The organism is Domibacillus antri (assembly GCF_001936625.1).
Taxonomy (GTDB): domain Bacteria; phylum Bacillota; class Bacilli; order Bacillales; family Domibacillaceae; genus Domibacillus; species Domibacillus antri.
The window spans coordinates 93,351-118,481 of the sequence record NZ_MSDU01000014.1; the positions used below are offsets into that span (position 1 = coordinate 93,351).

Here is a 25,131-nt window from a genome sequence, read left to right on the forward strand (position 1 = left end):
CATTGTAGTTAAAAAAAGAAAGTATGTCCAGTTTTTGAACATAAAAAAAACGCTCTTTTTTTCAAGAGCATTCAAATTTTGCAAAACGCTTACAACGTTTATTTATCAAGGCGCCGGTCGAGCCTGTATACGAAAGCAAATACTTCCGCAACCGCCTGGTACAAATCCTCTGGAATCGCTTCATTTATTTCGAGCTGGCCGAGCAGTTCAACGAGGCCCGGGTCCTCCTGAATGGGAATATTATTTTCTCTCGCTGTTTCAATAATCTTTTCAGCGATCATTCCTTTACCCTTTGCTTTGACGATCGGCGCGCCGGCTCCATCCGGGCTGTAGGAAAGCGCGGCCGCTTGTTTACGGTTAGCCGGTTTCATATAAGAATATCCACCCCCATATATCCCTCACTATCCATGATTTTAGCAAGCGGGGAGAGCGCGCGATGCTCCTCTTCTTTGCCGGAAGGCTGTTTAAATTGAACACCTGACAATTTGTATCCATGTTCTTCAAGTGATGCTTTTAAATGATCGAGCGCCGTACTGCTCAACTTCTTCAGTGAAGCCGGAGCGGCGGCCATAATATTCAAATGGATGATGCGGTTCTGTACCTGCATATCAATCACCGTATTTTTCAAATTCGGCATATCTACATAGAATAATACACGGCAAAAATCAGCATCGATTTTGCCGTCCGTTTTTTTTCTGCCCTGCCATTTTATCGTGAGATCTCCTTGGAATGCCGCTAAATGCACAGGCAGCTGCATAACAAGCTGCTGAAGCGGACCGGATTCTGCCGATAAGATGTGCTGGGCATTCAAGCGGCCGACAATTTGTTCGGCCGCTTCGCGAACCGGCGGCGGTATGGTTTCCGACATGAGCTTTAACAGTTCCTGTTTCACATTTTGCTGCATGTTTTCCGGCTGATTTTTGGAAGTAATGAGCGCCTCGTGATCGATGCCAAGCAGTCGAAATGCCTCTTTTATAGCGGCGGCTGCTTCTTTACCGTTAGCCGCTGTCTGAACCGGTACCGGTGTCTCCTCAAAGGGAATGGTGTCCGTCCCAATTAGCGCGGCCATCCGCAATGCTGCCTGCTCCGGGACAGTGACCGCAGCTGAAGCAGCGAGTTGAAATAACGCGGCAATTTGCCGGTTTTCAGCCGGAAGTCCTTTTTGCAGCTGCTCCGTTAATTGAGTTACCTGCTGCAAAATAGCCGTTCTCTCTGGATGATTAATTGGTAAGGATGAGGCTGCCGCATCTTTAAATGCAGCAATGGATTCCTGAGTAATAGGACGGGAAGCAAGCTGAATGAGCGCCTCTTTCATCGCCTGGACCGCCGGCATGGAGTCTTGTTTCACCAGTACTGCGTTTGAGAGGTTTTTTACAACGGCGGCAAGCTGTGATGCTACATCTTCTGTTTGAGGCACAATCGGCATGTTTAATGCTTTTTGTATCGTTTGCAGAGCGGCTGTTTTCTCAGCCGGGCTTCCTGATAAAAGCGCGGCCGCCATCTGTACCGCTTTATTATTCACATCTGCTAAAGGCAGCCCTCTTCCCGCTTGAGATAATGGCAGGTCCCCTAGAAGGCGGCTGATCACAGCAGCAGCTTCCGGCGCATCCCCGATTTGTACGAGCGTTTGCTGTAGCGATGCCAATTTCCCGGTTAATGATTCCGTTGAACGGGCTGAGACGAGTGATTGAAAAAGATTTTCTGTTAGAGGCAAATGACGGCTGAACATAAACCGAAGCGCCTCCATACCGTCTTTTAGACCTGCTTTTGACAGCCATGCCGCAGCCATTTGTATGTTTTCTTTTGAAAGCGGCCGTCCCGTCTCAATGGCCAGCGATGTAAAAGCCACGCTTTCTTTCGTCACCGGAAGCTGTAATTTCTCAAGCAGTGCGGCTGCTTGATCCGGCATACGCTGCTGCATCGACGCATTATCCGATACAACGTTTAACCGTATCTCTCCTTCACGGGAAGTCACCTGGAAAAAGTATCTCTCGCCTGCTTGAAGCGGCACTTCAAGCTGGGCGGTCATTTTTTGACCGAAAGCAGCAAGTTCCGCCATCTGTCCGGGCAAAAGCTTGATTGTTTTACCGAAAAAAATCTGTCCTTCTTTCAGCATATCCACCGGATTACCACCCGGCTGTGTTCTGATTCCTCTTTGAATGGCCGATTGACCGACTTCCATGCTCATCACCTCTTTTATTCGTTAACGCAGCATCTCTTTCACAGGTGCAAATGTTTTCCGGTGCAGCGGGGTAATGCCGTATTTCTTAAGTCCGTGTAAATGCTCTGGAGTTCCATATCCCATATTTTTTTCAAACCCGTAGCCTGGATATCGGGAGGCAAATTCTTTCATCATCCTGTCGCGCGTTACTTTCGCCACAATCGACGCCGCAGCAATGGAAGCACTTTTCGCGTCTCCTTTAATAATCGATGTTTGCTGGAATCCCCCTGGTATGACCATCGCATCCACAAGGAGATGGTCCGGTATATTCGGAAGAGTCAATACCGCTTCGTGCATCGCCTTTTTTGCCGCTTCATATATATTGATTTGATCAATTTCATCAGCATGGATAATCCCGACACCTACCTGACAATTCTCGACAATTAATTTATACAGATGGTCACGGGCCGCCTCGCTCATTTTTTTAGAATCATTTAACCCGACAGGTAAAAACCCTTCCGGCAAAATGCAGGCGGCAGCGACAACCGGCCCTGCAAGCGGTCCTCTGCCCGCTTCGTCAATACCGGCAATGATGCGGGCTCCTTTTGACTGCTCAGCCCGTTCATATACCATCATTTGATGAAGACGCTCTTTTTCCTTCGCTTCTTTCTCCAGGCGTCGTTTGCAGGCTGTAATGGCCGTCTGCACTCCTTTTCGTTCGTCTTCCTGCCAGATTAACATTCGAGGATCTTCTGCGTTTGTCACTTTGGACAGCTGCTCTTTAATACATGCAATCGTTTCTTTTGTCATTTCCTATCTCCCTGTTCTTTTTATCGGCCAAATTCAGTTTTTTTCCACAAAAAAGCGTGAAGGCAGTCCTTCACGCTTTTTCCGGTGTAATATCAAATGTGAGACGGCCAAACTGACCGCTGCGCACATCGCGGATTATGATGTCCGTCACTTTATCGTAATCCACTTCGCCGCCTGTCGAGATAGCGCCGCGCCGTTCACCGATTTGATGGAAGACATGTGCCATATCATCAGGCAGTTCTTTAAATCCATACCGTTCTTCCAACCGTGACGAGTATTTGTCTTCAAGATAGCGCAGTCCCCAGATCGCAACGTCTTGCAAATTTAAAATGGAATCTTTAATCGCACCCGTCAGCGCCAATTTATAGCCCGTTTCGGGATCTTCAAACTTTGGCCATAAAATACCCGGCGTGTCAAGCAGCTCCAAATTTTTTGCTGTTTTAATCCACTGCTGCGCTTTCGTGACACCAGGCATATTGCCTGTCTTAGCGATATTTTTTTTGGCGATCCGGTTAATAAGCGTTGATTTTCCGACGTTCGGAATGCCGACAATCATGGCACGCATCGCACGAGGTTTCATCCCCCGCGCCCTCATCCGGTCAAACTTTTCCTGTAATATGCCTTCTGCCGCTTTCACCATTTTATCAAGCCCGTTTCCTGCCTGTGAATTGACGGAAACCGCTTCAACACCCTGCTCCTTAAAATAACGGATCCATTCTTTCGTCATCTGAGGGTCCGCCATATCCTCTTTGTTTAAAATAACGAGCCGCGGCTTTTGATTGATAATTTCATCGATCATCGGGTTGCGGGATGACAAAGGAAGTCTCGCGTCCACAAGTTCAAAAATAATATCGACTAATTTTAACTTTTCCGTTACCTGCCTCCGCGCTTTAGCCATATGGCCGGGGAACCATTGAATCGTCAATCTCACACAATCCTTTCTATTCGTTTAGTCCACGAGACGGATCTGGTCAAACGGCCAGTAGACAAATTTCGTCTCCCCGACGATTTCATCCATCTTCACCGTTCCGATATGACGTCCGTCTTTACTAAAACGGCGGTTATCTCCAAGGACAAAGATCTCGCCTTCAGGTACCGTGTCCTGTCCGGTAATTTCAGCCAGTGTGAAGTCCGGTGTAAGCGGACCATCCGTCACTGCGCTTTTATATTCCTCTAAGTACGGTTCATCCTGCGCTTCTCCATTCACATACAATACATCGTCTTTATATTCAACCGTATCACCTGGAAGTCCGATCACTCTTTTTATGTAGTCTTTATTTTCAGGCGCATGAAAAACAACGATATCGAAACGATCCGGTTCGCTTATTTTATTCACAATCATCCGGTCACCGCTCTCAAGCGTCGGCATCATCGAAAATCCGTCCACCACAATCGGCGCAAAAATAAAATATCGAATAAGAGCCGCGAGTCCGACTGCGATGAGCAGCGCTTTCGTCCATTCCCAAAATTCATTTTTCCCTTCAGCCATGCTTGACACCACCTTTTATCAAAGTACTTTTATCATATCATGCAAAAGAAGAAACCTGAAAGAAAAAGGAGCCTGCAGGCAGACTCCTTTCAAAAAACTTAGTATCTGATTTCTTTGATGCGGGCTGCTTTACCGCGCAGGTTGCGCAAGTAGTACAATTTCGCACGACGAACTTTACCGCGGCGCATCACTTCGATTTTCGCGATTTTTGGTGTATGAAGCGGGAATGCACGCTCAACGCCCACGCCGTAAGAAATCTTGCGGACTGTGAAAGTTTCGCTTACGCCGCCGCCGCGGCGTTTAATTACAACGCCTTCAAATACCTGAATACGCTCACGTGTACCCTCAACGACTTTAACGTGTACACGTACAGTGTCTCCTGGACGGAATGCTGGGAGATCAGTACGAAGCTGCTCCTGAGTTAATTCTTGAATCAATTTGTTCATTTTGTTTTCCTCTCCTTCTAACAAATGCTCATACCCGCAAATAAGCGGCAGCGGAACATTGTTGTAATGCAGTATACGTTTTCGCACACTGACCTCGAAATTCTATCATAAATTTAACTTAAAATCAATTTAATTTTTCATCTTCCATGAATCAATTAATCGCTGTTCTTCTTCTGTCAACGAGACGGTTTCAAGCAAGTCCGGCCGGCGTTCCCACGTTCGTTTCAGCGACTGTTCTCGCCGCCATTCGTCAATGTGCCGATGATTTCCGGACGTTAATACATCCGGTACCTTCATCCCTCTGAAATCCGCTGGCCGCGTATAATGCGGATGTTCGAGCAGACCGGATGAAAATGAATCCTTTACAGCTGAATCATCATTGCCGAGTACCCCCGGCAGCAGCCGGACCACACTGTCCGCTACGACCATGGCACCGAGTTCACCGCCTGTCAGGACGTAATCACCAATGGAAATCTCGTCCGTCACAAGGTGTGTGCGGACCCGCTCATCATATCCTTCATAATGACCGCACAAAAAAATAAGATGTTCTTCTTTCGCGAGCTCCTCTGCCTTTCTCTGTGTGTAGCGTTCACCCTGCGGACACATTAAAATAATGCGGGGCGCCGCGTCAGTTTCTTCTTTCAGTGCATCTACTGCATCAAAAAGCGGCTGCGGCTTTAACACCATGCCAGCGCCCCCGCCATACGGATAATCATCGACAACTTTATGCTTGCCTTCTGCATAATCGCGGAAATTAACCGCGCGAAAAGAAACTTTTTCTTTTTCGGCTGCTTTTTTCATGATCGATGACGAAAATACTCCATGAAACATTTCAGGAAATAGTGTCAAAACATCGATTTTCATTCGAGCAGACCGTCCATTGGATCAATGATAATCACTTTTTCATAAGGATCAACAGATTTCACGACATCATCAATGTATGGAATGTACGCTTCTTTTCCGCCGCTGCGGATGACGACCCATACATCGTTCGCTCCCGGTGTAAGCACTTCCTTCACCTTACCGATGACTTCACCATCGACTGTTCTTACTTCACAGCCGATAATTTCGTGAAAATAAAATTCGCCTTCCTCAAGATCTGCCAGATGTTCTTCATTTACTTTTAAAATAGAGCCTTTAAAAGGTTCAACCATCTGAATGGACGGATAATTCTCAAACGTGAGCAAGTCGAACGTTTTATGCTTCCGATGGGAGGCAACCGTGACCGGTACACCTTCTTTTTCACCCTGTTTAAAGATCGAAAGTGAACTGCCTTTTTTATACCGCTCTTCTGGAAAATCTGTACGGGAAAGAACCCGTACTTCGCCGCGCAGTCCATGTGTATTGACGATTTTCCCAACATTGTACCATTTACTCATACTGTTCACCTCTGCGTGCGGATTTCAATAATAACACCATCTTTTACAACGATCGTTCCGCCGTCTCTTCCATCGAAACGGTCGCCCTCTTTCACTTCAACAACAGATTGAATGTCACGTTCCTTTAATTCCGTTCCCAGCGGCAGCTGATCGAGCTGGCTCATTTGAAATTCAATACCCGATATTTTTTCATGACGCTGATCTATTTCCTTCTGGAACCGGGCGGCTGCCTCGGACTGCTTCGATCCGGAGCGTTCCGCTTTTTTCTTTTCAAAAAGAAGCTGTGCTGTTTCTCTTTCTAACCGGCTTTTTTGATTTTCATACATATTCATTCGATCTTTCTTCCATGTTTCAGTGACAACTTGAACGACTGATACCGTTTGTAAAATGTGCACATTATCCGCTCCTTTTCATGGAACAAAAATGGCAATTCCCCAAAAGAATATTCTTTTGGGGAATTGTCGTCTGCTGATCAATTACTTGCCAAGTTTTGCATTATGGAATTTTTCCATGATGCCCTCGTTAGAGAAAAGATTGCGTACAGTGTCAGATGGTTTCGCACCATCTTGAAGCCATTTAAGCGCAAGCTCTTCATTGATTTTCACTTCTGCCGGTTGAGATACCGGATTGTACGTGCCGATTGTTTCGATTGAACGGCCGTCACGCGGCGCGCGGGCGTCTGCTACTACGATACGATAGAATGGGGATTTTTTTGCACCCATGCGTTTTAAACGAATTTTTACTGCCATGCTAATAAGCACCTCCGAAATAGTTTCACACAAGATAGAATAATATCAAATAGTTAAAGTGTTGTAAAGTGTTTTTTCTTTACAAGGCTCCGAGTAAAAAGAATCAAACAGGTAATGCGGCTGGATACCACCTTTTTTCGCCTTTGGACAATGAAAGATAAGTCTTACTTTTTACATAAACGGCAATTTTGGGAAGCCGCCTTTTTTCTTGCCTTTTTGCTGCATGGCGGACATCTGTTTCATCATTTTCTTCATGTCCTCAAACTGCTTTAAAAGACGGTTTACTTCCTGGATCGACGTACCGGAACCTCGTGCGATCCGCTTGCGCCGGCCGGCGTTTATGATTTCCGGCTGCTGCTTTTCAGCAGGTGTCATGGAGCGGATAATCGCTTCCACACGGCCGATTTGCTTTTCATCCACCTGTACGTTGCTGAGCCCCTTCATTTTGTTTGCACCCGGCAGCATTTTCAAAATTTCATCAAGCGGGCCCATTGAACGCACCTGGCCAAGCTGGTCGAGGAAATCATCAAATGTGAACGACATCGTCCGCATTTTTTGTTCAAGCTCTTTTGCTTTCGCTTCATCGACATTGGTCTGTGCTTTCTCAATGAGTGTCAGCACATCACCCATACCGAGAATGCGGGATGCCATTCGTTCCGGATGAAACAGTTCAAGCGCATCCAATTTTTCACCCATCCCGACAAATTTAATCGGTTTTCCTGTCACGGCGCGAATGGACAACGCCGCCCCGCCGCGTGTATCACCGTCAAGCTTCGTCAGCACAACGCCGGTAATCCCAAGCTGTTCATTAAAGCTTTCCGCCACGTTTACGGCATCTTGACCGGTCATCGAGTCCACGACAAGAAAAATCTCTTCCGGGCTGGACAGCTCTTTTATTTGTTTCAGCTCATCCATCAGCGTCTCGTCTATGTGAAGGCGGCCGGCTGTATCGATCAAGACGTAATCGAGATGATCGTCTTTCGCTTTTTGAATCGCCTGCTTGGCAATTTCAACCGGGCTGACTTGATCGCCAAGTGAAAAAACCGGCATATCCAGCTGCTTGCCGAGCGTTTCGAGCTGTTTAATCGCGGCTGGACGGTAAACGTCAGCTGCCACAAGAAGCGGTTTCCGGTTATACTTTTTTCGGAGCAGGTTCGCAAGCTTTCCGGTTGTCGTTGTTTTACCGGCACCTTGCAGGCCGACCATCATAATGACCGTCGGCGGGCGCTTTGACGTGCCGATACGGCTTTCTTCACCGCCCATCAGTTCTGTTAATTCTTCTTTAACGACTTTTATAACCTGCTGGCCCGGCGTTAAGCTTTTCATCACTTCCTGGCCGACAGACCGCTCGCTTACTTTCTTCACAAATTCTTTGACGACTTTAAAGTTAACGTCCGCTTCCAGTAATGCAAGACGCACTTCACGCATCATTTCTTTTACATCGGATTCGGATACTTTTCCTTTGCCGCGGATTTTCTGCATTGTTCCCTGCAGCCGTTCGGCCAATCCTTCAAATGCCATCATGCAGTCCCCCTATTCGAGTTCCTCAAGCGCCTGAACAAGCGGCAAAATGTGCGCATCTGCGCGTTCTTTCAGCTGCTCGATCAACTGCTGGCGCCGCTGGAACTTATTCAGCAGCATTAACTTTGCTTCATATTCTTCAAGCATTGCTTCTGTGCGTTTTATATTATCGTAAACCGCCTGACGGCTCACTTCATACTCATCGGCAATTTCACCGAGCGAGTAATCGTCCAGGTAATATAGGGACATATAGCTGCGCTGTTTATCCGTCAGAAGCATCTGATAGAAATCGTACAGATAATTCATCCGCATCGTTTTTTCGAGCACGGCCGCCCCTCCTTTGTTAAGTGAAAAACCTTTACACCAAAACAGTGTACCTGCTTCCACTGATTCTGTCAAGAAAGAAGAAAAGCGGGCGCTTAATCGCCTGCCTCCTCTTCCTTCTTTTCTTCTTTTTCTTCAAAAGCTTCCGCAAATAACCCATACGCATACTTTTCGGCATGAAATGGCTGCAGGTCATCCATTTTTTCCCCGAGACCAACGAATTTCACTGGAACACCAAGTTCTTTACGGATTGCGAGGACAATGCCGCCTTTTGCGGTGCCGTCCAGCTTCGTTAACACGATGCCGGAAACATCCGTCGCTTCTTTAAACGTTTTCGCCTGAACGAGCGCATTCTGGCCGGTTGTCGCATCAACGACAAGCAATACTTCATGAGGCGCCCCCGGAATTTCACGTTCGATGACACGTTTTACTTTTTGTAATTCATTCATTAAGTTGACTTTATTTTGCAGACGGCCGGCTGTGTCGCAAAGTAAAATGTCGGCACCGCGTGATTTCGCTGCCCGGACTGCGTCATACATGACAGCGGCAGGGTCTGATCCTTCGGCCTGTTTAATGACATCAACACCGGTGCGCTCTCCCCACACTTCAAGCTGGTCAATGGCACCGGCACGGAATGTATCTCCGGCAGCGAGCATCACTTTCTTGCCATCCGCCTTAAATTTGTGCGCAAGCTTTCCAATGGTCGTTGTTTTGCCGACACCATTTACACCCACGAATAAAATGACAGTCAATTCATTCTCTTGAATATTTAAATCAGACTGAACTTCTTGCCCGTCCGAATAGATATCCACAAATTTCTCCGTAATGATTTCCCGGATCGCAGACGGATCGTTCGTATTTTGCCGCTTCACTTCCATTTTCAATTCGTCAATCAATTCCATGACCGTATCAAAACCGACATCGGCTCCGATTAAAATTTCCTCCAGCTCTTCAAAGAAATCCTCATCGATTTTCCGATAGCGGGCAATCAGGTTGTTTACTTTTGAAGCAAACCCAGTCCGTGTTTTCTTTAATCCTTCTGTATATTTTTCGGTTGTCTGCTCCTGTTCTTGGGAACCGGAGAATTTTTCTTTTAATTTTTTAAAAAAGCTCATCGGTTTCAATCCTTTCGTTCATTAATTAGATGCAGCGGCTTCTTCAAGTCGAACAGAAACGAGGCTCGACACCCCGGATTCCTGCATCGCGACGCCATACAGTGCATCCGCTTCTTCCATCGTCTGTTTCCGGTGCGTGATCACGATAAACTGCGTATTTTGACTAAATTGCTTTAAGTAGCGGCTGAAGCGATGGACATTGGCTTCATCAAGAGCCGCTTCCACCTCATCCAGAATACAAAAAGGGACAGGACGGACGCGCAAAATCGCGAACAAAAGCGCAATCGCCGTTAACGCCCGCTCCCCGCCCGAGAGCAGACTTAAATTTTGCAGTTTTTTCCCCGGCGGCATGGCGGAAATATCCACACCGGAATGAAGGATATCTTTCGGATCCGTCAATTTCAATTCCGCCCGGCCGCCGCCAAATAATTCCGTGAAAGCAGGCTGAAATTCCGCTTTTATCGCGTCAAATGTTTCTGTAAACCGGCGCGTCATTTCCGCATCCATTTCACTCATGACATCACGCAATGTCGCTTTCGCTTCTTCCAAATCGCTTTTTTGCTCACGCAAAAACGTGACGCGTTCAAACGTCGTCTCATATTCTTCAATGGCGCCAATGTTTACATCGCCCAGTTCTTCAATCGTCTTCTTAATTAAGCGAATGCGGCGTTTCGCTTCGTCAATCGGCTGATTTAACGGATATTCCCGCTGAGCTTCTTCAAATGTCAGTGCGTATTGCTCATTTAATTTATGGAGAAGCGTATCCATCTCCATATCGAGACGGGTGATTGTGACGTCATGTTCACGGAGCGCTTCTGTCAATCCTTTTAATAGACGTCGGGTTTCTGTAAGCGACGCTGTTTTTTGATCAAGTTGTTCCAGCTTTTCGGCGCGTTTTGATTTTAGTGCGGCAATATTTTTGATGATCCAGTCTTTTTCAGCCGACCGCTGTTCTGACTGTTCAGCAAGTGTCACACCTGTTATGCCGCTGTCTGATCGCTCACTTTCAACAAATGAACGTTCTTCCTGAAGCTCTTCATGCCATTTTTCCACTTCTCTCCATTCAGACCGTATGCGGGCCTCCTGCTGTTTGCTGTATGCAAGCTGCTCCTGCAGCACAGCGATTTTCGGACGAAGGATATTCAATTGTGCAGCGATACTTTCCCGCTCGACAGACGCTGTTTTTTGCTTTGCTTCGAGCGACGCGATCTGCCGATTAAGCGACTGAATAGACTGCTGTTCCTCGTTTAATAGGCGAGCCGCTGCTGTCTTACGCTGTTCAAGGCGGGATTTTTCTTCTTGAAATTCTCTCTTTTCCGCATCGTAAACAGCAAGCCGGTCATTAATGGATTGCTCAGTAAATGACCACTCAAGCTGCTGATTTTTTGCTTCCTGAAGCCCTTGACGGTAAAGTTCGCCTGTTTCTTCAAGCTGCTGAACGCGCTTATCCATTTCCGCGGCCTTTGCCTGAAGAGACTTTACTTCTTTTTCAGCTCGGGCGGTTTTTTGCTCCATCAAGTCAATCTGACGGCTGAGTGTTTCAAGTTCATTTTTGCGGCCGAGCAAGGATACGCCTGTTTTTTTCAGTGAGCCGCCTGTCATCGAGCCGCCCGCGTTGACCACATCTCCATCCAATGTCACGACGCGATACCGATGGTTGATTTTCTGGGCAATGTTGTTCGCTTCTTCCAGCGATGAGGCAATGATGACATTGCCGAGCAAATGGCCGGCTGCGTGTGCATATTGTATGTCATATTCGGCCAGCTGCGCAGCGGTTCCAAGAAACCCGCTTTCATGCCGGACAGAAGCAAGTATATGGTCCGGAATGGTCTTTTCTTTTACAGTCGACAGCGGCAGGAATGTCGCACGTCCAAATTTATTCTGTTTCAAAAACGAAATGGCTTTTCGCGCGGATGGCTCGTCTGTTACAAAAATATGCTGAAGCGCGCCGCCGAGGGCGGTTTCTATAGCCGTTTCATATTCTTTTGGAACACGGATCAATTCTGCCGCCGCCCCAATGACACCCTGCAGCCGGTTGCTTTTTTCCTTCAGTACTTCTTTGACCCCAGAGAAAAAGCCGGCGTATTCGTCTTCCATGGATGACAGCAAATCACGGCGGGCCGTTGCTTCCTGTAAAATCTGGTATGCTTTGTATAACGAGCTGCGCTTTTTTTCAAGTATTTCTTTTACTTGATCTCGCTCTTTTTTCGCTTCCCGATACGCATGAGTATGTTCGTTCAGCTTTTGTTCCGCCGCTTTCCGCGCTTTCTCAATCTGTGCCTGCTCTTCTTTGAGAGCGGCACGTTCACTTAAATATTGATCATTGTGCCCCCCGAGACGTTCAAAGCGGGCTTTGAGCCGCTCAAGCTGCCGATCTATTTCGCGCAGTTCATTTTTGGCTGCCGCTTCACGGCTCAAATGTTCGATATAATCCGCTTTTAACGAATCCAATGTTTCTCCATTATTTTCAGATAATGCTCTTAGCAGCAATTCCTGTTCCGATGCTTCCTGCTGCAATTTTTCAAGTTCATTTCTCTTTTGTTCGGCAAGCGCTTTTGCTTCATCTGCCGCTTTTTTTAGAGACGCTTGCTTTTCTTCCGCTTCCGCAAGCGATTTGACCAGCCGCTCTTCATTATAGGAAGCATTTTTCTGACGTTCATCCATCAGCCGCCGCTTTCCTTCAATCTTTTCAAGCGATTCAATGATTGTCAGCAATTTTTGCTGGGCCCCTTCTTCCTCGCTGCTGAGGGCTTTTATTTCCTGATCAAGGGAACGGATCGACGACTCGGCTGTTTCCACTTCCAAAGCAAGACGGGCTGCCTGTTTTTCATTTTGCTCTTTTTCCAGCTTCTGTTTCTCCCATTCCGCATGAGAAGCGGCAATATCGTGCGCCCATACAGCAGCCTCAACCTCTCTCAATTCCGCTTTTTTCTCCAAATAATCTTTCGCCGCGGATGCCTGCATTTCAAGCGGCTCAACACGCTGTTCAAGCTCATGCAGAATATCGTTAACACGGCTGACGTTTTCTTCCGTTTCCGAAAGCTTGCGTTCCGCTTCTTTTTTCCGCGTTTTATACTTCAACACACCAGCTGCTTCTTCAAAAATAGCTCGCCTTTCTTCAGGACGGCTGTTTAAAATTTCATCGACTCGTCCTTGTCCGATAATGGAAAACGCACCTCGTCCAAGACCGGAATCCATAAACAATTCAATAATGTCTTTCAAACGGCAGCTTTGCTTGTTAATAAAATAATCGCTGTCACCGTTCCGGTTCACACGCCGGGTAATGCTTACTTCACTGTAATCAAGCGGCAGTGCCCCGTCCCGGTTATCAAGCGTAATCGTCACATCCGCCTCATTCAATCTTCTTCTTGAGTCACTTCCGGAAAAAATGACGTCTTCCATTTTTCCGCCGCGTAAACTTTTCGCGGACTGTTCTCCAAGCACCCAGCGAATCGCTTCTGTAATGTTGCTTTTGCCGGAACCGTTTGGACCGACGACTGCGGTTACGCCCGGCATAAATTCCACGGTCACTTTTCCGGCAAATGATTTAAACCCTGCAATATCAAGCTTTTTCAGGATCATGCCTATCCACCTGTCTCCTACTTCGATTGTTGTTTCATTTTTTCAAGTGCCATCCGGGCGGCAAACTGCTCTGCCTCTTTTTTCGAGCGGCCGCTTCCCGTCCCCAGAACATTTCCATTCAATGACACTTCTGTTACAAACTCTTTATTGTGAGCCGGACCTTTTTCTTCCAAAATACGGTACGAAGGCGCTCCTTTTAATTCACGCTGTACATATTCCTGCAGCTGGCTTTTAAAATCCATCACATGAGAAAAAGCACCGGCGCTGATTTTCGGGAAGACAACCCGTTCTAAAAAAGGGATAACTGCGTCCATTCCCTGATCCAGATACAGCGCACCAATAAAGGCTTCAAATACATCCGCAAGCAGGGCGGGGCGCATTCTGCCGCCGGTCATTTCTTCTCCTTTGCCAAGTAAGATCAGCTTCCCGAACTCCAGCTCATTGGCAAACGTGACGAGAGAAGGTTCGCATACGACGGCTGCACGCAGTTTTGTCAACTCCCCTTCTGACATAACCGGATATGTTTTATATAAAAATTGTGATACAGTCAGTTCCAGCACAGCATCACCAAGAAATTCAAGCCTTTCATTATCTTCGTACGGTTTTCTCCGATGCTCATTCACATATGATGAATGCGTAAACGCCTGTTTTAATAATGCCTCGTTCTGAAAACGGATGCCCATGGTTTCCTGAAATTGTTTAAATTCCATGTCTTTCCGTTCGGCATAACGCTGCTCGCGATTTGATTTCTTCATTAAGTGTTCCTCCGAAAAGTTAAAATGCACACAAAAATAGTTTAGCTGAAAAAAATGCATAGCGCAAAGACAATTAAAAGCGCAGGGCGCCCGTTTATCAGCGACAAGCATAAGACGAGCACTGGCGGAGGCGATTTTTGCCTCCGGAAGGGCTTGGCTTATGACCTCGAGCTGATGGCACCTGTAGCTGGATATAAGAATTAAAAAAGCAGACCCGCATAAACGGATCTGCCATGAAAGGACGATTAGTTTTTGCTGTTTATGTATGTTACAGCGTCGCCTACCGTCGTAATATTTTCCGCATCATCATCGGAAATTTCCATATCGAATTCGTCTTCAAGCTCCATTACAAGCTCAACAACGTCAAGAGAATCAGCACCAAGATCTTCCTTGAATTTCGCATCAAGGTTGATTTGTGATTCTTCAACACCTAGACGATCCACGATAATTTTCGTTACACGTTCTAATACATCTGCCACTACGTTTCACCTCCCCTCAAGCTATTATAGACGATTTACCGTCTCAGAACACGAATTTTCTTACATCGCCATGCCGCCATCCACCCCGATGACCTGACCTGTAATATACTTCGCTCCATCACCCGCTAAAAATGCCGCCGCCGCTGCGATATCAGCCGTTTCACCGAGTGTGCCGAGCGGGATCTGCCCGAGCAGCTGCTCTTTCGCTTCAGCAGGCAGTTCGTCTGTCATATCCGTTGAAATAAAGCCCGGCGCAATCGCATTCACTGTAATGCCCCGCGCCGCAAGTTCACGCGCGGAAGCTTTTGTCAATCCGATAACACCCGCTTTCGCCGCCGTGTAGTTCGCTTGTCCGGCATTGCCGATGCGGCCGACAACGGAAGAAATATTAATGATGCGTCCGCTCCGCTGTTTCATCATTTGGCGCGTCACAGCTTTTGTGCACAGGAATACGCCTTTTAAGTTCGTGTTGATGACATCGTCCCACTCCTGATCTTTCATCCGCATGAGCAAATTATCCCGTGTAATGCCTGCGTTATTCACAAGAATGTCAAGGCGGCCAAATTGATCGATTGTTTCTTTCACCATAGATTGTACGGCGTCGCTGTCTGAAATATCACATTGAATAATAAACGAGCGGCGGCCCATCGCCTGAATTTCTTCTGCCGTTTCTTTTGCTTTTTGCTCACTGCCCGCATAGTTAATGGCAACATCTGCTCCTAGGCGTGCTAATTCAAGTGCAATGGCTTTTCCGATACCGCGTGATGCGCCGGTTACGAGTGCTGTCTTCCCTTCAAGAGTCATTCTGATTCCTCCTTCAATGCTGCCGCTGTTTTCACGATTGATTCTTCATCGCTCACGGAAAACGTGCGCACGCGGCGATTTACTTTTTTTATAAGGCCGGATAAAACAGTGCCGGACCCGATTTCAATAAATGTGTCCACACCAAGGTCAAGCAGCGTATTAACGCTGTCTTCCCATAAAACAGGTGAATAAAGTTGTTTTACAAGGTTTTCTTTAATCATTTCTGCATCCGTTACCGGCTTCGCATTGACATTCGCAATAACCGGTACTTGGCTTGACCGGATATTTGCATCATCGAGCACGGAACGCAATTTTTCTGCAGCCGGCTTCATAAGCGGTGAATGAAACGGCCCGCTTACATTCAGCGGAATAACCCGTTTTGCGCCTTTTTCTTTCAGCTGTTCCGACGCTTTTTCAACACCTTGTTTTGAACCGGAAATAACGATCTGTCCCGGGCAGTTAAAGTTCGCGGCCGCCACGACATCGCCGCCGGCTGATATACGGTCCGTTACTTCTTCAAGTGCCGCGCGGTCTAGTCCAAGAACAGCCGCCATGGCACCCTGTCCCGCGGGAACGGCTTCTTCCATCAGTTTGCCGCGCTGGTTTACTGCATACACGGCTTCTTCAAACGTGAGGGCGCCGGCTGCCGCGAGTGCTGTATATTCGCCAAGGCTATGACCGGCTGTGAAATCCGGCGTAATGCCTTCTTTCTCAAACTGTCTTAACACAGCCATGCTCGTCGCCAGCAGCGCTGGTTGGGCATTAGTCGTTAATGTTAACTCGCTTTCAGGGCCATTAAAGATAATATTCGTTAATGAATACCCGAGTTTTTCGTCCGCTTTCTGAAATAATACTTGAATGTCTGCGTGCTGATCGGCAAGTGATTTCCCCATTCCGACTGACTGTGAACCTTGTCCTGGAAAAACAAAAGCTATTTTCCCCATTCGTTTATTCATTCCTTTCCGCTGGCAATTTGCGTTTCGATAATGGATGGTACATTGGACTGGGCCATTTTATAAGCCTGTTCAATCGCATGGAAAAATGCGTTTGCATCCGACGAACCGTGCGCTTTAATAACAGGTGCTTTTAATCCGAAAAGACCCGCGCCGCCGTATTCCGAATAATCCATTTTATTTTTGAGCGACCGGAGCTCTTCTTTTAATAAAAGAGCGCCTATTTTAGACTTTGTAGACGCCGTCAGCGCTGATTTCAGCATCGAAAAAATTGACAATGCGCTTCCTTCGATCGTTTTCAGCACCATATTACCTGTAAAGCCATCTGTCACCACAACATCCGCCGCACCATTTAACAATTCGCGTGATTCAACGTTGCCGATAAAATGAAACTCTTTTGCATCGCTTAAGAGTTTAAAAGCGGCTTTCGTCAGCTCGTTTCCTTTTTTTTCTTCCGTTCCGATGTTTAAAAGGCCGACACGAGGCTTATCGATGCCGCGCACTTTTTCCGCATACACGGAACCCATCACCGCATATTGCAGCAAATGCTCAGGCTTCGCATCTGAATTTGCACCGGCATCGAGCATGACGAACCCTTTCCCATCGATAGTCGGAAAAGTCGGGGCCAGAGCAGGACGTTCCACACCATCAATGCGGCCGACCACAAACAGCCCTGCCGCCATCAACGCTCCTGTATTGCCGGCTGAGACACATGCCGCCGCTTCTTTTTTGGACACAGCTTCCGCCATCATGACGAGTGATGATTCTTTTTTCCGGCGGACAGCCCGGACCGGCTCATCTGTGCCGAGAATGACATCAGGAGCGTGTACGATTTGTGCACGGCTGTTTTGATCTAAATATGTACTTATTTTTTTTTCATCGCCAAATACAAGTAATTCAAGGTCAGGCATTTCCTTCAATGCACGATTGACACCGAGAAGGATTTGTTCAGGAGCATTGTCGCCGCCCATTGCATCAATTGCCAGTTTCATGTTAATCATCCTTTTCTGCTGCCGGCGCACGGAACATCGAGAATTCCCCGCGGAAAACAAGCTCGCTGCCGACAAAACTTGATACTTCTACCATCGTTCTTAACTTTTCCATGCGTGTCACTTTTGCTTTCGCGACAATGCGTTCGCCTTCCCTTACCGGCCGAGTAAAGCGAATATCCGCTTTTCCTGTCAGCGCCATTTCATCATTGATTACAGCCACGGCAAGCGAATTTGCCTGGGCAAATAAGTGATGTCCGCGGGCAATGCCGTTACGCATAAAAACATGTTCTTTTTTTACGTCAAATATGGAAATCGCGCTTTTATCGAGTTCAATGTCAATGATATCGCCGATCACTTCTTCAATTGGAAGAGACCGCACTTCATCGTCCATGTTTCGTTCTGCTACATATTTAATGCGTTCACGCAATTCAGGAATCGATAATTCCATCCGGTCCAGCCGAATCGTCTGTACGCTTACGTTAAACGCGGCTGCCAATTCTTCATCCGTTACGAATGGATTTGTCTGAATCGTGTCCTGAAGACGTTCCTGCCGTTCTTTTTTCGATCTTCTCATAATGTTTGCCACCATCCGATATTAGGACTAGGTACTAAAATCAGTATAGAGACAAAAAAAAAAGAATGCAAGGAAAATCTTGCATTCCTAATCGAGCTTTTCACCGTCAAGCACACCGGAGTCAGTTAAAACAGCCCGTAAATGACGGTATTCAGGATCATGCCAAAACGCAGGGGAATCGATCAGTGTCTTCGCATCCTCCCGTGCGGTTTCAAGAGCACGATAGTCGTGCACCATATCCGCCATCTTAAATTCAGGAAGACCGCTTTGCTTGCGTCCAAAGAAATCACCAGGTCCGCGCAGCTCCAGATCCTTTTCACTAAGGACAAACCCGTCATTCGTTTCGGTCATCGCCATCATCCGCTCTTTCCCGGTTTCCGATTTCGGATCGGCAATAAGCATGCAGTAGGACTGCTCCGATCCACGGCCAACCCGTCCGCGCAGCTGGTGAAGCTGCGACAATCCAAACCGTTCAGCATCGTATATAATCATCACCGTCGCGTTTGGTACGTTCACACCGACTTCAACAACGGTCGTTGACACAAGAATGTTTATTTCATTTGCACTGAATGATTTCATGACGGCCTCTTTCTCATCACCGGACAAGCGGCCATGCATTAAACCAACCGTAAATTTCCCATGAAAATGGCTGCTCAGCTGTGCATGAACATCAAGCGCATTTTGAAAGTCAAGTTTTTCCGATTCTTCAATAAGCGGGCAGATCACGTAGGCCTGTCTTCCTTTTTGAAGCTCTTTTTCAGTAAAATCGAGCACCCGGCCGAGCATTTCTTCTTTCGCCCAATACGTTTCAATGGCTTTTCGCCCGGCCGGCATTTCGTTAATGATCGAAACGTCCATTTCACCGAACACGGTAATGGCAAGTGTCCGCGGGATCGGTGTCGCCGTCATAAACAGCACATCCGGGTTCTCTCCTTTTGTCCGTAACACACGGCGCTGATTGACACCGAAGCGATGCTGTTCATCCGTAATCACAAGTCCGAGCTTATGAAACACCACATCCTCTTGAATAAGCGCGTGCGTCCCAATTAAAATATCAATATCTCCCCGTTCCAGCGCTTCGAGCAGTGCCCGCCTTTTTTTTCCCTTTACTGTGCCAGTTAAAAGAGCTGTATTAATCCCAAACGGTTCAAGCATGTCGTGAAGGGATTTTGCATGCTGCTCGGCCAAAATCTCCGTCGGCACCATCAGCGCGCCTTGAAATCCGGCTGTAACCGATGCGTAAAGCGCCAATGTCGCGACAGCTGTTTTGCCGCTGCCTACATCTCCCTGCAGCAGCCGGTTCATCCGGTATGGTGATTTCATATCGGCACAAATGTCATTCACCGCTTTTTTTTGCGCCTTCGTCAGTTCGAAAGGCAATGAATCGATCAGTGCTTTTAATTTCGCCAGATCGTATTTTTGTGAAATACCGCCGGACTGCTCGCGGATTGTTTTTCGGAGCGCCTGCATTTTCAGCTGAAAATAAAAAAATTCTTCATAGACAAACCGGCGCCGTGCCTGTTTCATCTCCTCTTGTGATTCCGGAAAATGAAGGGCTCTAATGGCGTCTTTTCTCGGCATCAGCCGGTATTGCCGCATCAGACTCTCCGGCAGTGTTTCTTCAATAAGAGAGCCATACAGATCAATGGCCTGCTGCACGAGCTTGCGGAATTGTTTCAACGGAATCGCATTTCGCAGCAAGTACACCGCTTCAAAATCAGCCCCGCGCCGATAAGGTCCAGCTTCAAGCAGCTGTCCCGATACCGCCAGCCGGTGCCTGTCCCACTTGCCGGTCACCGTCACCGTATCGCCAACCGCTGCTTTTTTCTTTAAATAAGGCTGATTGAAAAAAGTCACCTGAATTAAATGCGGTCCGGACAGGAGCTTAAACGTGAGACGCGACTTTTTTTTACCGTAATACATAACAGATGGTTCCGTTTGAATGGTCCCTTCGATCGTGACTTTTTCATCATGGGCAGCATCTTCCGGACTTTTCAGCCGCCGATCTTCATAACGCGCCGGTACAAATTCCATTAAATCGCTGACTGTGAATACGCCGATGCCGGCCAGTGACGTTTCAGCTTCTTTTCCGGCACCTTTTAAAACGCTGATCGGTGATTGGAGTGGAGACTCCTCTATTTGACTCACGTTTGTTCTTCCTTTCAAAAAAAGTGAAAAAAGAGAGAGATCACTCCCTCTCCTTTTTTATTCAATAGAGAAAATAAACGGATAAAGCGGCTGCTGTCCATTATGAACTTCCGCTTCTGTATCCGGGAATTTCTCTTCCACATACGATACAATCTGTTCGACTTCTGCCTCTGCAGCATCCTGGCCGTAAATAACGGTGACGATTTCTGTTTCCTCATCAATCAGTTTATCCAGAAGCGCTGTAACTGCGGTCATTTTATCGTCGTTTGTCACCACAATTTTTCCTTCAGCCAGCCCCATAAAGTCATCTTTTTTAATCTCAATGCCATCGATGCTTGTATCGCGGACGGCATGTGTGATTTGACCTGTCTTTACGTGAGCGGAAGCCGTTGTCATCGCCTTTTTATTCGCCTCTTCATCTCCATCCGGATTAAAAGCGATCAGGGCAGCAAGACCTTGCGGAACGGTTTTGGTCGGTATGACGGTCACGCTTGCCTCAGACACTTCCGCCGCCTGTTCCGCCGCCATAATAATATTTTTATTATTCGGCAAAACGATAACGTGTTCTGCGTGAGAATCGTGAATGGCTTTCACAATATCTTCTGTTGACGGATTCATCGTCTGCCCGCCTTCAATTACAAATGAGGCTCCGATGCTTTTAAAGAGGTCTGCAACACCTGCACCCATCGCCACCGCTACAACACCATAGCGCGCTTTATCTGCCGGTTTTTCTGCATTAGGATTACCGCCTGTAATCGCAGTGTGCTGCTCACGCATGTTTTCAACTTTGATATTGATGAGGCTGCCATATTTTTGGCCGCACGTCAGCACGTCACCCGGATGCTCCGCATGAATATGTACTTTCGCGATCTCATCATCGGAAATGACAAGCAGTGAATCTCCGAATCCGCTTAATTCTTCACGGAATGTATCTTCTGAAAATGGATTTTTGGACAATTTATCAGCTTCAAACTTCACCATGAATTCTGTGCAGTATCCGAACTCGATATCTTCTGTATTCATAAAGCTTTGAACGCTTTTATGATGCTCGGCGCTGACAAGGTCCGTCATATCCTGACGCGCGGCCAGCGCGGCCGGCAGGGCTTCCCCTTTTAACTCGGCCAGGAAACCTTCATACACAAGGAGAAGTCCCTGCCCGCCGCTATCGACGACACCGACTTCTTTTAAAACGGGTAAAAGCTCGGGCGTCCGGTTTAATGAAGCCTGTCCTTCTTCCACAAGGGCCTCGATGACCGCAATGACATTTGTTTCTGACTTCGCTTTCGAAACTGCTTTTTTCGCCGCATCTTTAGCAACCGTTAAAATCGTTCCTTCAACCGGTTTCATCACGGCTTTATAGGCTGTTTGCACACCAGCTTCAAAAGCGGCTGCCAGTTCAAACGCCGTCACTTCTTGTTTGCCGGCGATAGCTTTTGAAAAACCGCGGAACAATTGGGAAAGGATTACACCTGAATTCCCGCGCGCGCCCATTAACAGCCCTTTCGAGAACGCTTCCGCTGTTTTGCCGACATGCGGCTGTTTGCTTTGCTCTGTTTCCTTTGCGCCGGACGTCATCGATAAATTCATATTTGTTCCTGTATCTCCGTCCGGAACCGGGAAAACGTTCAGCGCATCAACCATTGCTGCATTTGCTGATAAATGCTGTGCGCCCGCCTGTACCATCTTGGCAAAACGCAGCCCGTCCAATAAAGTAATCACCACAAAATTTCCTCCTCACACTACGGGTTCGTCACCCGTACACCCTGTACAAAAATATTAACTGAATCAACCGAAAGGCCGACCGTTTTATTAAGCGTATATTTTACTTTTGACTGTACGTTGCTCGCCACTTCCGAAATTTTCGTGCCATAGCTCACAATGATATACATATCGATGAAAACGCGGTCTTCTTCCTGGCGGACCACAACACCGCGTGTAAAATTTTCACGGCGTAATATTTCAGCAATTCCGTCTTTCAGCTGCTTTTTGGACGCCATGCCGACAATACCGTAGCAATCCACAGCAGCGCCGCCGGCAATCATCGCAATGACTTCGTTTGAAATATCAATTTGACCAAGCTCTGTTTTTAATTCAATCGTCACAAAAAATCCTCCCTTGCGAATCGAACTATTGTCATTTTACTATATTTATATATATAATCACAACTCACTCTATGAATGGCCGCCGCTCAAATCACTGTCAAGGTTTTTTTCTTGAAAGACTTTATGTAAGTAGTTGCATTCGTTATCTGATTATGATAAATTATTTAAGTGTCTTGCACATATGAAAATAGACGATGTTAATCCTGAACAGTAAGGAGTGAATAAAATGCCAAAACAATGTGTTATCTCTGGCCGTAAAGCACGTACTGGAAACAATCGTTCACACGCCATGAACTCAAGTAAACGTACATGGGGCGCTAACCTGCAAAAAGTTCGCATCCTCGTAGACGGTAAACCGAAACGTGTATGGGTTTCCGCACGTGCGCTTAAATCCGGAAAAGTGGAACGCGTTTAATCTTTTATAGTAAAAAATCACCTGTACCGATGCGGCACAGGTGATTTTTTATTTGTTCTTTTTTCCTGCAGACAAGACCATTCTGATCATTCCACCCACAAATTTCGGCAGCTTTAATGTATAAAATTTCAACGGCTTTTCCCCCCGTCACTACTTCTTACTACCATTAATATGCCGGAGCGAAATGAAAAGACCCCTTTTTTATCCATTAATTCATTACTGACACATCTGGACGAGCCGCTTTTCAGCAAATGATCCACCAGCGGATATTTAAATCCTTCGAGTGTCAGCCCTGCCACCTCTTCACTCATAGAAAAAAAAGAATAATATTGCATGTTCTCGTCGGCTTCCACTTTTATCCGTCCCGGCGCAAACACCTGGATCGCATTCTGGCGGTCTATGATCGTGACAGCCGGCCCCCCGTTTATCAATTCCTCTTTCATCAGCAGCGTAACCGCACCAAAAAAATGATCAAGACGCCCTCCTGTTACGCCATATAAATAAATGGCGTCCGGATTTTGACTAATGGCATATGTAAGAGCAATTTCCAAATCTGTTTCATCTTTCTCGGCAGGAAACTGCACATAGTCTGGTACGGTATCTGAAATTTTCTGCCATTCTGATAAAGACACTGAGTCAAAATCACCGAATGCTTTTGACGGGGTAATCCCTCTGTCAAGTAAATACAGTGCCCCCCGGTCTACGCCGATCCACTCCGACTCATGAGGATTGTTTAGATGTAGATCCGGCAGTTCGTGTTCAGGACCGCCGGCAACAATACGGATGATCACGCGTTTTCGGCAGCGCCGCGAATTTCTTTAATCGCCGCTCCCCTGTCTTCTTTATTGTATATAGCAGAGCCGGCCACCAGGACATTTGCACCGGCTTTTGCACAAATTTTTGCTGTTTCCGGGTTCACTCCGCCGTCAATTTCAATATCGACATCGACTCCAGCGTCTATAATCATTTGTCGGACGCGGCGGATTTTCGGCACGACTGAATGGATAAATGACTGCCCGCCAAAGCCGGGGTTGACGGTCATAAGAAGTACCATATCAATATCTTTTAAGACGTATTCGAGTACATTTTCCGGCGTCGATGGGTTTAAAACAACACCTGCTTTCACACCGAAGGATCGGATAAGCTGAATCGTCCGGTGCAAATGTGGACAGGCTTCCGCATGAACCGTAATAATATCCGCCCCTGCTTTGGCAAATGACTCAATATAGTCATCCGGATGGCTGATCATTAAATGAACGTCAAGCGGCAGCTTTGTAACCGGACGGATTGCTTCCACTATCAGCGGTCCAATGGTAATATTGGGAACGAAATGGCCGTCCATCACGTCAACATGAATGTAATCCGCACCTCCTCTTTCCACATCTTTTACTTCTTCTCCAAGCCGTGCAAAATCGGCCGATAAAATCGAAGGGGCAATTTTTATCATCGCTAATACCTCGGCTTTCTCTCTTTAATTTCTTCTATAAACTGCAAATAGTGTTCATAGCGGTATGAAGGAATCTCTCCCTCTTCCACTGCTTTTTTCACCGCACATTTCGGTTCATTTAAATGAATACAGCCTCTAAATTTACAGGAGGAGCTGCGTGCTGCCATTTCCGGAAAGCACGATGACAATTCTTCAATTTCAATTCCGTCAAAATCGAGGGAACTGAATCCAGGTGTATCCGCCACGAGACCGCCAGCCGCCGGGATCAGTTCGACATGGCGCGTTGTATGCTTGCCCCGTCCGAGCGAATTGGATATTTCATTTGTTTTTAATGCCAGGTCAGGACGAATTGCATTTAGTAATGACGATTTACCAACACCCGACTGCCCGGCAAAGACAGAGGTTTTTTCATTTAAATGCTGCGCAAGTGCTTCCAGACCATTAAATGTTTCAGATGATGTTTCAATTACCGTATACCCAATATTCCGATAATCCGACACGTACTGCGCCAGTTCCTCTGAGCCGTTTAATAAGTCCATTTTTGTCAGGCAAATAACCGGTTCAATATTTTTTGATTCAATAAGCACAAGAAACCGGTCGAGGAGCGTTGTGCTAAATGCGGGTTCCGCCGCTGAAAAGACGAGAACTGCCTGATCAATATTCGCCACAGGCGGGCGGATGAGATCGTTCTTTCTTTCATCAATCGATAAAATATACCCTTCTTTATCGTTTTCAGCTTCATATTCCACATAATCACCGACGAGCGGGGTAATATTCCGTTTCCGGAATACGCCGCGCCCCCGGCACTGAATGGTTTCTTTTCCATCAAGGACATAGTAAAAGCCGCTTAATGCTTTAATAATTTTGCCCGTTGGCATGTAAGGGG

Annotated in this window: 28 protein-coding genes; 1 reads left to right on the forward strand and 27 read right to left on the reverse strand. The window is 46.9% G+C overall.

Annotated elements, in window-relative coordinates; translation table 11 throughout:
* Positions 1 to 98 precede the first annotated feature (98 nt).
* From BTO30_RS07720 to BTO30_RS07830, 23 genes are all read right to left on the reverse strand, one after another.
* Positions 99 to 371 carry an EscU/YscU/HrcU family type III secretion system export apparatus switch protein gene (locus BTO30_RS07720; protein WP_075398147.1) on the reverse strand — a complete coding sequence of 91 codons (273 nt, stop codon included), beginning with the start codon at positions 369 to 371 and terminating at the stop codon, positions 99 to 101.
* Positions 368 to 2,182 (reverse strand): hypothetical protein, encoded by a 1,815-nt coding sequence (locus BTO30_RS07725; protein WP_075398148.1) that lies wholly within the window; start codon positions 2,180 to 2,182, stop codon positions 368 to 370. The genes BTO30_RS07720 and BTO30_RS07725 overlap by 4 nt, the downstream gene beginning before the upstream one ends.
* Positions 2,183 to 2,203: 21 nt before the next feature.
* Positions 2,204 to 2,971 carry a ribonuclease HII gene (locus BTO30_RS07730; RefSeq protein ID WP_075398149.1) on the reverse strand — a complete coding sequence of 256 codons (768 nt, stop codon included), beginning with the start codon at positions 2,969 to 2,971 and terminating at the stop codon, positions 2,204 to 2,206.
* Between the two features lie 70 nt (positions 2,972 to 3,041).
* Positions 3,042 to 3,896, reverse strand: coding sequence for a ribosome biogenesis GTPase YlqF (gene ylqF / locus BTO30_RS07735; protein WP_075398150.1), 855 nt, complete (start codon positions 3,894 to 3,896; stop codon positions 3,042 to 3,044).
* 24 nt (positions 3,897 to 3,920) lie between these two features.
* Positions 3,921 to 4,460: a signal peptidase I gene (gene lepB, locus BTO30_RS07740; protein WP_075398151.1), complete on the reverse strand. Its 540-nt coding sequence runs from the start codon at positions 4,458 to 4,460 to the stop codon at positions 3,921 to 3,923.
* Between the two features lie 98 nt (positions 4,461 to 4,558).
* Positions 4,559 to 4,906 (reverse strand): 50S ribosomal protein L19, encoded by a 348-nt coding sequence (rplS, locus tag BTO30_RS07745; RefSeq protein ID WP_075398152.1) that lies wholly within the window; start codon positions 4,904 to 4,906, stop codon positions 4,559 to 4,561.
* A gap of 129 nt (positions 4,907 to 5,035) precedes the next feature.
* Positions 5,036 to 5,770 (reverse strand): tRNA (guanosine(37)-N1)-methyltransferase TrmD, encoded by a 735-nt coding sequence (trmD, locus tag BTO30_RS07750; RefSeq protein WP_075398153.1) that lies wholly within the window; start codon positions 5,768 to 5,770, stop codon positions 5,036 to 5,038.
* A complete protein-coding gene (gene rimM / locus BTO30_RS07755; protein WP_075398154.1) occupies positions 5,767 to 6,285 on the reverse strand; it encodes a ribosome maturation factor RimM in 519 nt (172 codons plus the stop codon). The genes trmD and rimM overlap by 4 nt, the downstream gene beginning before the upstream one ends.
* Positions 6,286 to 6,290: 5 nt before the next feature.
* Positions 6,291 to 6,680: a YlqD family protein gene (locus tag BTO30_RS07760; protein ID WP_075398155.1), complete on the reverse strand. Its 390-nt coding sequence runs from the start codon at positions 6,678 to 6,680 to the stop codon at positions 6,291 to 6,293.
* 81 nt (positions 6,681 to 6,761) lie between these two features.
* The gene (rpsP, locus tag BTO30_RS07765) at positions 6,762 to 7,034 is read right to left on the reverse strand and encodes a 30S ribosomal protein S16 (RefSeq protein ID WP_075398156.1); all 273 of its coding nucleotides are present in this window, start codon (positions 7,032 to 7,034) and stop codon (positions 6,762 to 6,764) included.
* 171 nt (positions 7,035 to 7,205) lie between these two features.
* Positions 7,206 to 8,555, reverse strand: coding sequence for a signal recognition particle protein (ffh, locus tag BTO30_RS07770; RefSeq protein ID WP_075398157.1), 1,350 nt, complete (start codon positions 8,553 to 8,555; stop codon positions 7,206 to 7,208).
* Between the two features lie 12 nt (positions 8,556 to 8,567).
* Positions 8,568 to 8,882 carry a putative DNA-binding protein gene (locus BTO30_RS07775; RefSeq protein ID WP_075398223.1) on the reverse strand — a complete coding sequence of 105 codons (315 nt, stop codon included), beginning with the start codon at positions 8,880 to 8,882 and terminating at the stop codon, positions 8,568 to 8,570.
* 92 nt (positions 8,883 to 8,974) lie between these two features.
* Positions 8,975 to 9,994, reverse strand: a complete 1,020-nt coding sequence (ftsY, locus tag BTO30_RS07780; protein WP_075398158.1) for a signal recognition particle-docking protein FtsY — start codon at positions 9,992 to 9,994, stop codon at positions 8,975 to 8,977.
* Positions 9,995 to 10,015: 21 nt separating this feature from the next.
* The gene (smc, locus tag BTO30_RS07785) at positions 10,016 to 13,576 is read right to left on the reverse strand and encodes a chromosome segregation protein SMC (protein WP_075398159.1); all 3,561 of its coding nucleotides are present in this window, start codon (positions 13,574 to 13,576) and stop codon (positions 10,016 to 10,018) included.
* 17 nt (positions 13,577 to 13,593) lie between these two features.
* Complete coding sequence (rnc, locus tag BTO30_RS07790; protein ID WP_075398160.1) at positions 13,594 to 14,331, reverse strand: ribonuclease III; 738 nt, start codon at positions 14,329 to 14,331, stop codon at positions 13,594 to 13,596.
* 245 nt (positions 14,332 to 14,576) lie between these two features.
* Positions 14,577 to 14,810, reverse strand: a complete 234-nt coding sequence (gene acpP, locus BTO30_RS07795) for an acyl carrier protein (RefSeq protein WP_045850123.1) — start codon at positions 14,808 to 14,810, stop codon at positions 14,577 to 14,579.
* A 60-nt stretch (positions 14,811 to 14,870) separates the two neighbouring features.
* Positions 14,871 to 15,614 carry a 3-oxoacyl-[acyl-carrier-protein] reductase gene (gene fabG, locus BTO30_RS07800; RefSeq protein ID WP_075398161.1) on the reverse strand — a complete coding sequence of 248 codons (744 nt, stop codon included), beginning with the start codon at positions 15,612 to 15,614 and terminating at the stop codon, positions 14,871 to 14,873.
* On the reverse strand, positions 15,611 to 16,558 hold the full coding sequence (gene fabD / locus BTO30_RS07805) for an ACP S-malonyltransferase (RefSeq protein ID WP_075398162.1): 948 nt from the start codon (positions 16,556 to 16,558) through the stop codon (positions 15,611 to 15,613). Before fabD ends, fabG begins: the two co-directional genes overlap by 4 nt.
* Positions 16,559 to 16,566: 8 nt before the next feature.
* Positions 16,567 to 17,559 carry a phosphate acyltransferase PlsX gene (gene plsX, locus BTO30_RS07810; protein WP_075398163.1) on the reverse strand — a complete coding sequence of 331 codons (993 nt, stop codon included), beginning with the start codon at positions 17,557 to 17,559 and terminating at the stop codon, positions 16,567 to 16,569.
* A 1-nt stretch (position 17,560) separates the two neighbouring features.
* The gene (fapR, locus tag BTO30_RS07815) at positions 17,561 to 18,133 is read right to left on the reverse strand and encodes a transcription factor FapR (RefSeq protein ID WP_075398164.1); all 573 of its coding nucleotides are present in this window, start codon (positions 18,131 to 18,133) and stop codon (positions 17,561 to 17,563) included.
* Positions 18,134 to 18,220: 87 nt separating this feature from the next.
* The gene (gene recG / locus BTO30_RS07820) at positions 18,221 to 20,281 is read right to left on the reverse strand and encodes an ATP-dependent DNA helicase RecG (protein ID WP_245796375.1); all 2,061 of its coding nucleotides are present in this window, start codon (positions 20,279 to 20,281) and stop codon (positions 18,221 to 18,223) included.
* Between the two features lie 57 nt (positions 20,282 to 20,338).
* Complete coding sequence (locus BTO30_RS07825; protein ID WP_075398165.1) at positions 20,339 to 22,003, reverse strand: DAK2 domain-containing protein; 1,665 nt, start codon at positions 22,001 to 22,003, stop codon at positions 20,339 to 20,341.
* A 17-nt stretch (positions 22,004 to 22,020) separates the two neighbouring features.
* Positions 22,021 to 22,383: an Asp23/Gls24 family envelope stress response protein gene (locus BTO30_RS07830; RefSeq protein WP_075398166.1), complete on the reverse strand. Its 363-nt coding sequence runs from the start codon at positions 22,381 to 22,383 to the stop codon at positions 22,021 to 22,023.
* A gap of 226 nt (positions 22,384 to 22,609) precedes the next feature.
* Here BTO30_RS07830 and rpmB point away from each other — a divergent pair, with 226 nt between their 5' ends.
* Positions 22,610 to 22,798, forward strand: a complete 189-nt coding sequence (gene rpmB, locus BTO30_RS07835) for a 50S ribosomal protein L28 (RefSeq protein ID WP_018392308.1) — start codon at positions 22,610 to 22,612, stop codon at positions 22,796 to 22,798.
* A gap of 48 nt (positions 22,799 to 22,846) precedes the next feature.
* Here the strand turns inward: rpmB and spoVM are convergent, their stop codons facing one another.
* From spoVM to rsgA, 4 genes are read right to left on the reverse strand one after another with little or no spacing between them, the layout of a single operon-like run.
* Positions 22,847 to 22,930 (reverse strand): stage V sporulation protein SpoVM, encoded by an 84-nt coding sequence (gene spoVM / locus BTO30_RS17980; RefSeq protein WP_034285583.1) that lies wholly within the window; start codon positions 22,928 to 22,930, stop codon positions 22,847 to 22,849.
* Positions 22,927 to 23,589, reverse strand: a complete 663-nt coding sequence (locus BTO30_RS07845; protein WP_075398167.1) for a thiamine diphosphokinase — start codon at positions 23,587 to 23,589, stop codon at positions 22,927 to 22,929. Before BTO30_RS07845 ends, spoVM begins: the two co-directional genes overlap by 4 nt.
* Positions 23,586 to 24,245, reverse strand: a complete 660-nt coding sequence (rpe, locus tag BTO30_RS07850; RefSeq protein WP_075398168.1) for a ribulose-phosphate 3-epimerase — start codon at positions 24,243 to 24,245, stop codon at positions 23,586 to 23,588. The genes BTO30_RS07845 and rpe overlap by 4 nt, the downstream gene beginning before the upstream one ends.
* 2 nt (positions 24,246 to 24,247) lie before the next feature.
* Entirely contained in the window at positions 24,248 to 25,123 is an 876-nt protein-coding gene (gene rsgA / locus BTO30_RS07855) for a ribosome small subunit-dependent GTPase A (RefSeq protein WP_075398169.1), read from the reverse strand.
* Positions 25,124 to 25,131 lie beyond the last annotated feature (8 nt).

Bases quoted from the DNA above. Each gene is read 5' to 3' on its own strand.
- ffh (WP_075398157.1), bottom strand. From the start codon at position 8,555: ATGGCATTTGAAGGATTGGCCGAACGGCTGCAGGGAACAATGCAGAAA.
- rnc (WP_075398160.1), bottom strand. From the start codon at position 14,331: ATGAAGAAATCAAATCGCGAGCAGCGTTATGCCGAACGGAAAGACATG.
- smc (WP_075398159.1), bottom strand. From the start codon at position 13,576: ATGATCCTGAAAAAGCTTGATATTGCAGGGTTTAAATCATTTGCCGGA.
- rplS (WP_075398152.1), bottom strand. From the start codon at position 4,906: ATGAACAAATTGATTCAAGAATTAACTCAGGAGCAGCTTCGTACTGAT.
- fabD (WP_075398162.1), bottom strand. From the start codon at position 16,558: ATGGGGAAAATAGCTTTTGTTTTTCCAGGACAAGGTTCACAGTCAGTC.
- BTO30_RS07730 (WP_075398149.1), bottom strand. From the start codon at position 2,971: ATGACAAAAGAAACGATTGCATGTATTAAAGAGCAGCTGTCCAAAGTG.
- rsgA (WP_075398169.1), bottom strand. From the start codon at position 25,123: ATGCCAACGGGCAAAATTATTAAAGCATTAAGCGGCTTTTACTATGTC.
- rpsP (WP_075398156.1), bottom strand. From the start codon at position 7,034: ATGGCAGTAAAAATTCGTTTAAAACGCATGGGTGCAAAAAAATCCCCA.
- rimM (WP_075398154.1), bottom strand. From the start codon at position 6,285: ATGAGTAAATGGTACAATGTTGGGAAAATCGTCAATACACATGGACTG.
- fapR (WP_075398164.1), bottom strand. From the start codon at position 18,133: ATGAGAAGATCGAAAAAAGAACGGCAGGAACGTCTTCAGGACACGATT.
- fabG (WP_075398161.1), bottom strand. From the start codon at position 15,614: ATGACTCTTGAAGGGAAGACAGCACTCGTAACCGGCGCATCACGCGGT.
- BTO30_RS07725 (WP_075398148.1), bottom strand. From the start codon at position 2,182: ATGGAAGTCGGTCAATCGGCCATTCAAAGAGGAATCAGAACACAGCCG.
- BTO30_RS07720 (WP_075398147.1), bottom strand. From the start codon at position 371: ATGAAACCGGCTAACCGTAAACAAGCGGCCGCGCTTTCCTACAGCCCG.
- trmD (WP_075398153.1), bottom strand. From the start codon at position 5,770: ATGAAAATCGATGTTTTGACACTATTTCCTGAAATGTTTCATGGAGTA.
- ftsY (WP_075398158.1), bottom strand. From the start codon at position 9,994: ATGAGCTTTTTTAAAAAATTAAAAGAAAAATTCTCCGGTTCCCAAGAA.
- lepB (WP_075398151.1), bottom strand. From the start codon at position 4,460: ATGGCTGAAGGGAAAAATGAATTTTGGGAATGGACGAAAGCGCTGCTC.
- rpe (WP_075398168.1), bottom strand. From the start codon at position 24,245: ATGATAAAAATTGCCCCTTCGATTTTATCGGCCGATTTTGCACGGCTT.
- plsX (WP_075398163.1), bottom strand. From the start codon at position 17,559: ATGAAACTGGCAATTGATGCAATGGGCGGCGACAATGCTCCTGAACAA.
- rpmB (WP_018392308.1), top strand. From the start codon at position 22,610: ATGCCAAAACAATGTGTTATCTCTGGCCGTAAAGCACGTACTGGAAAC.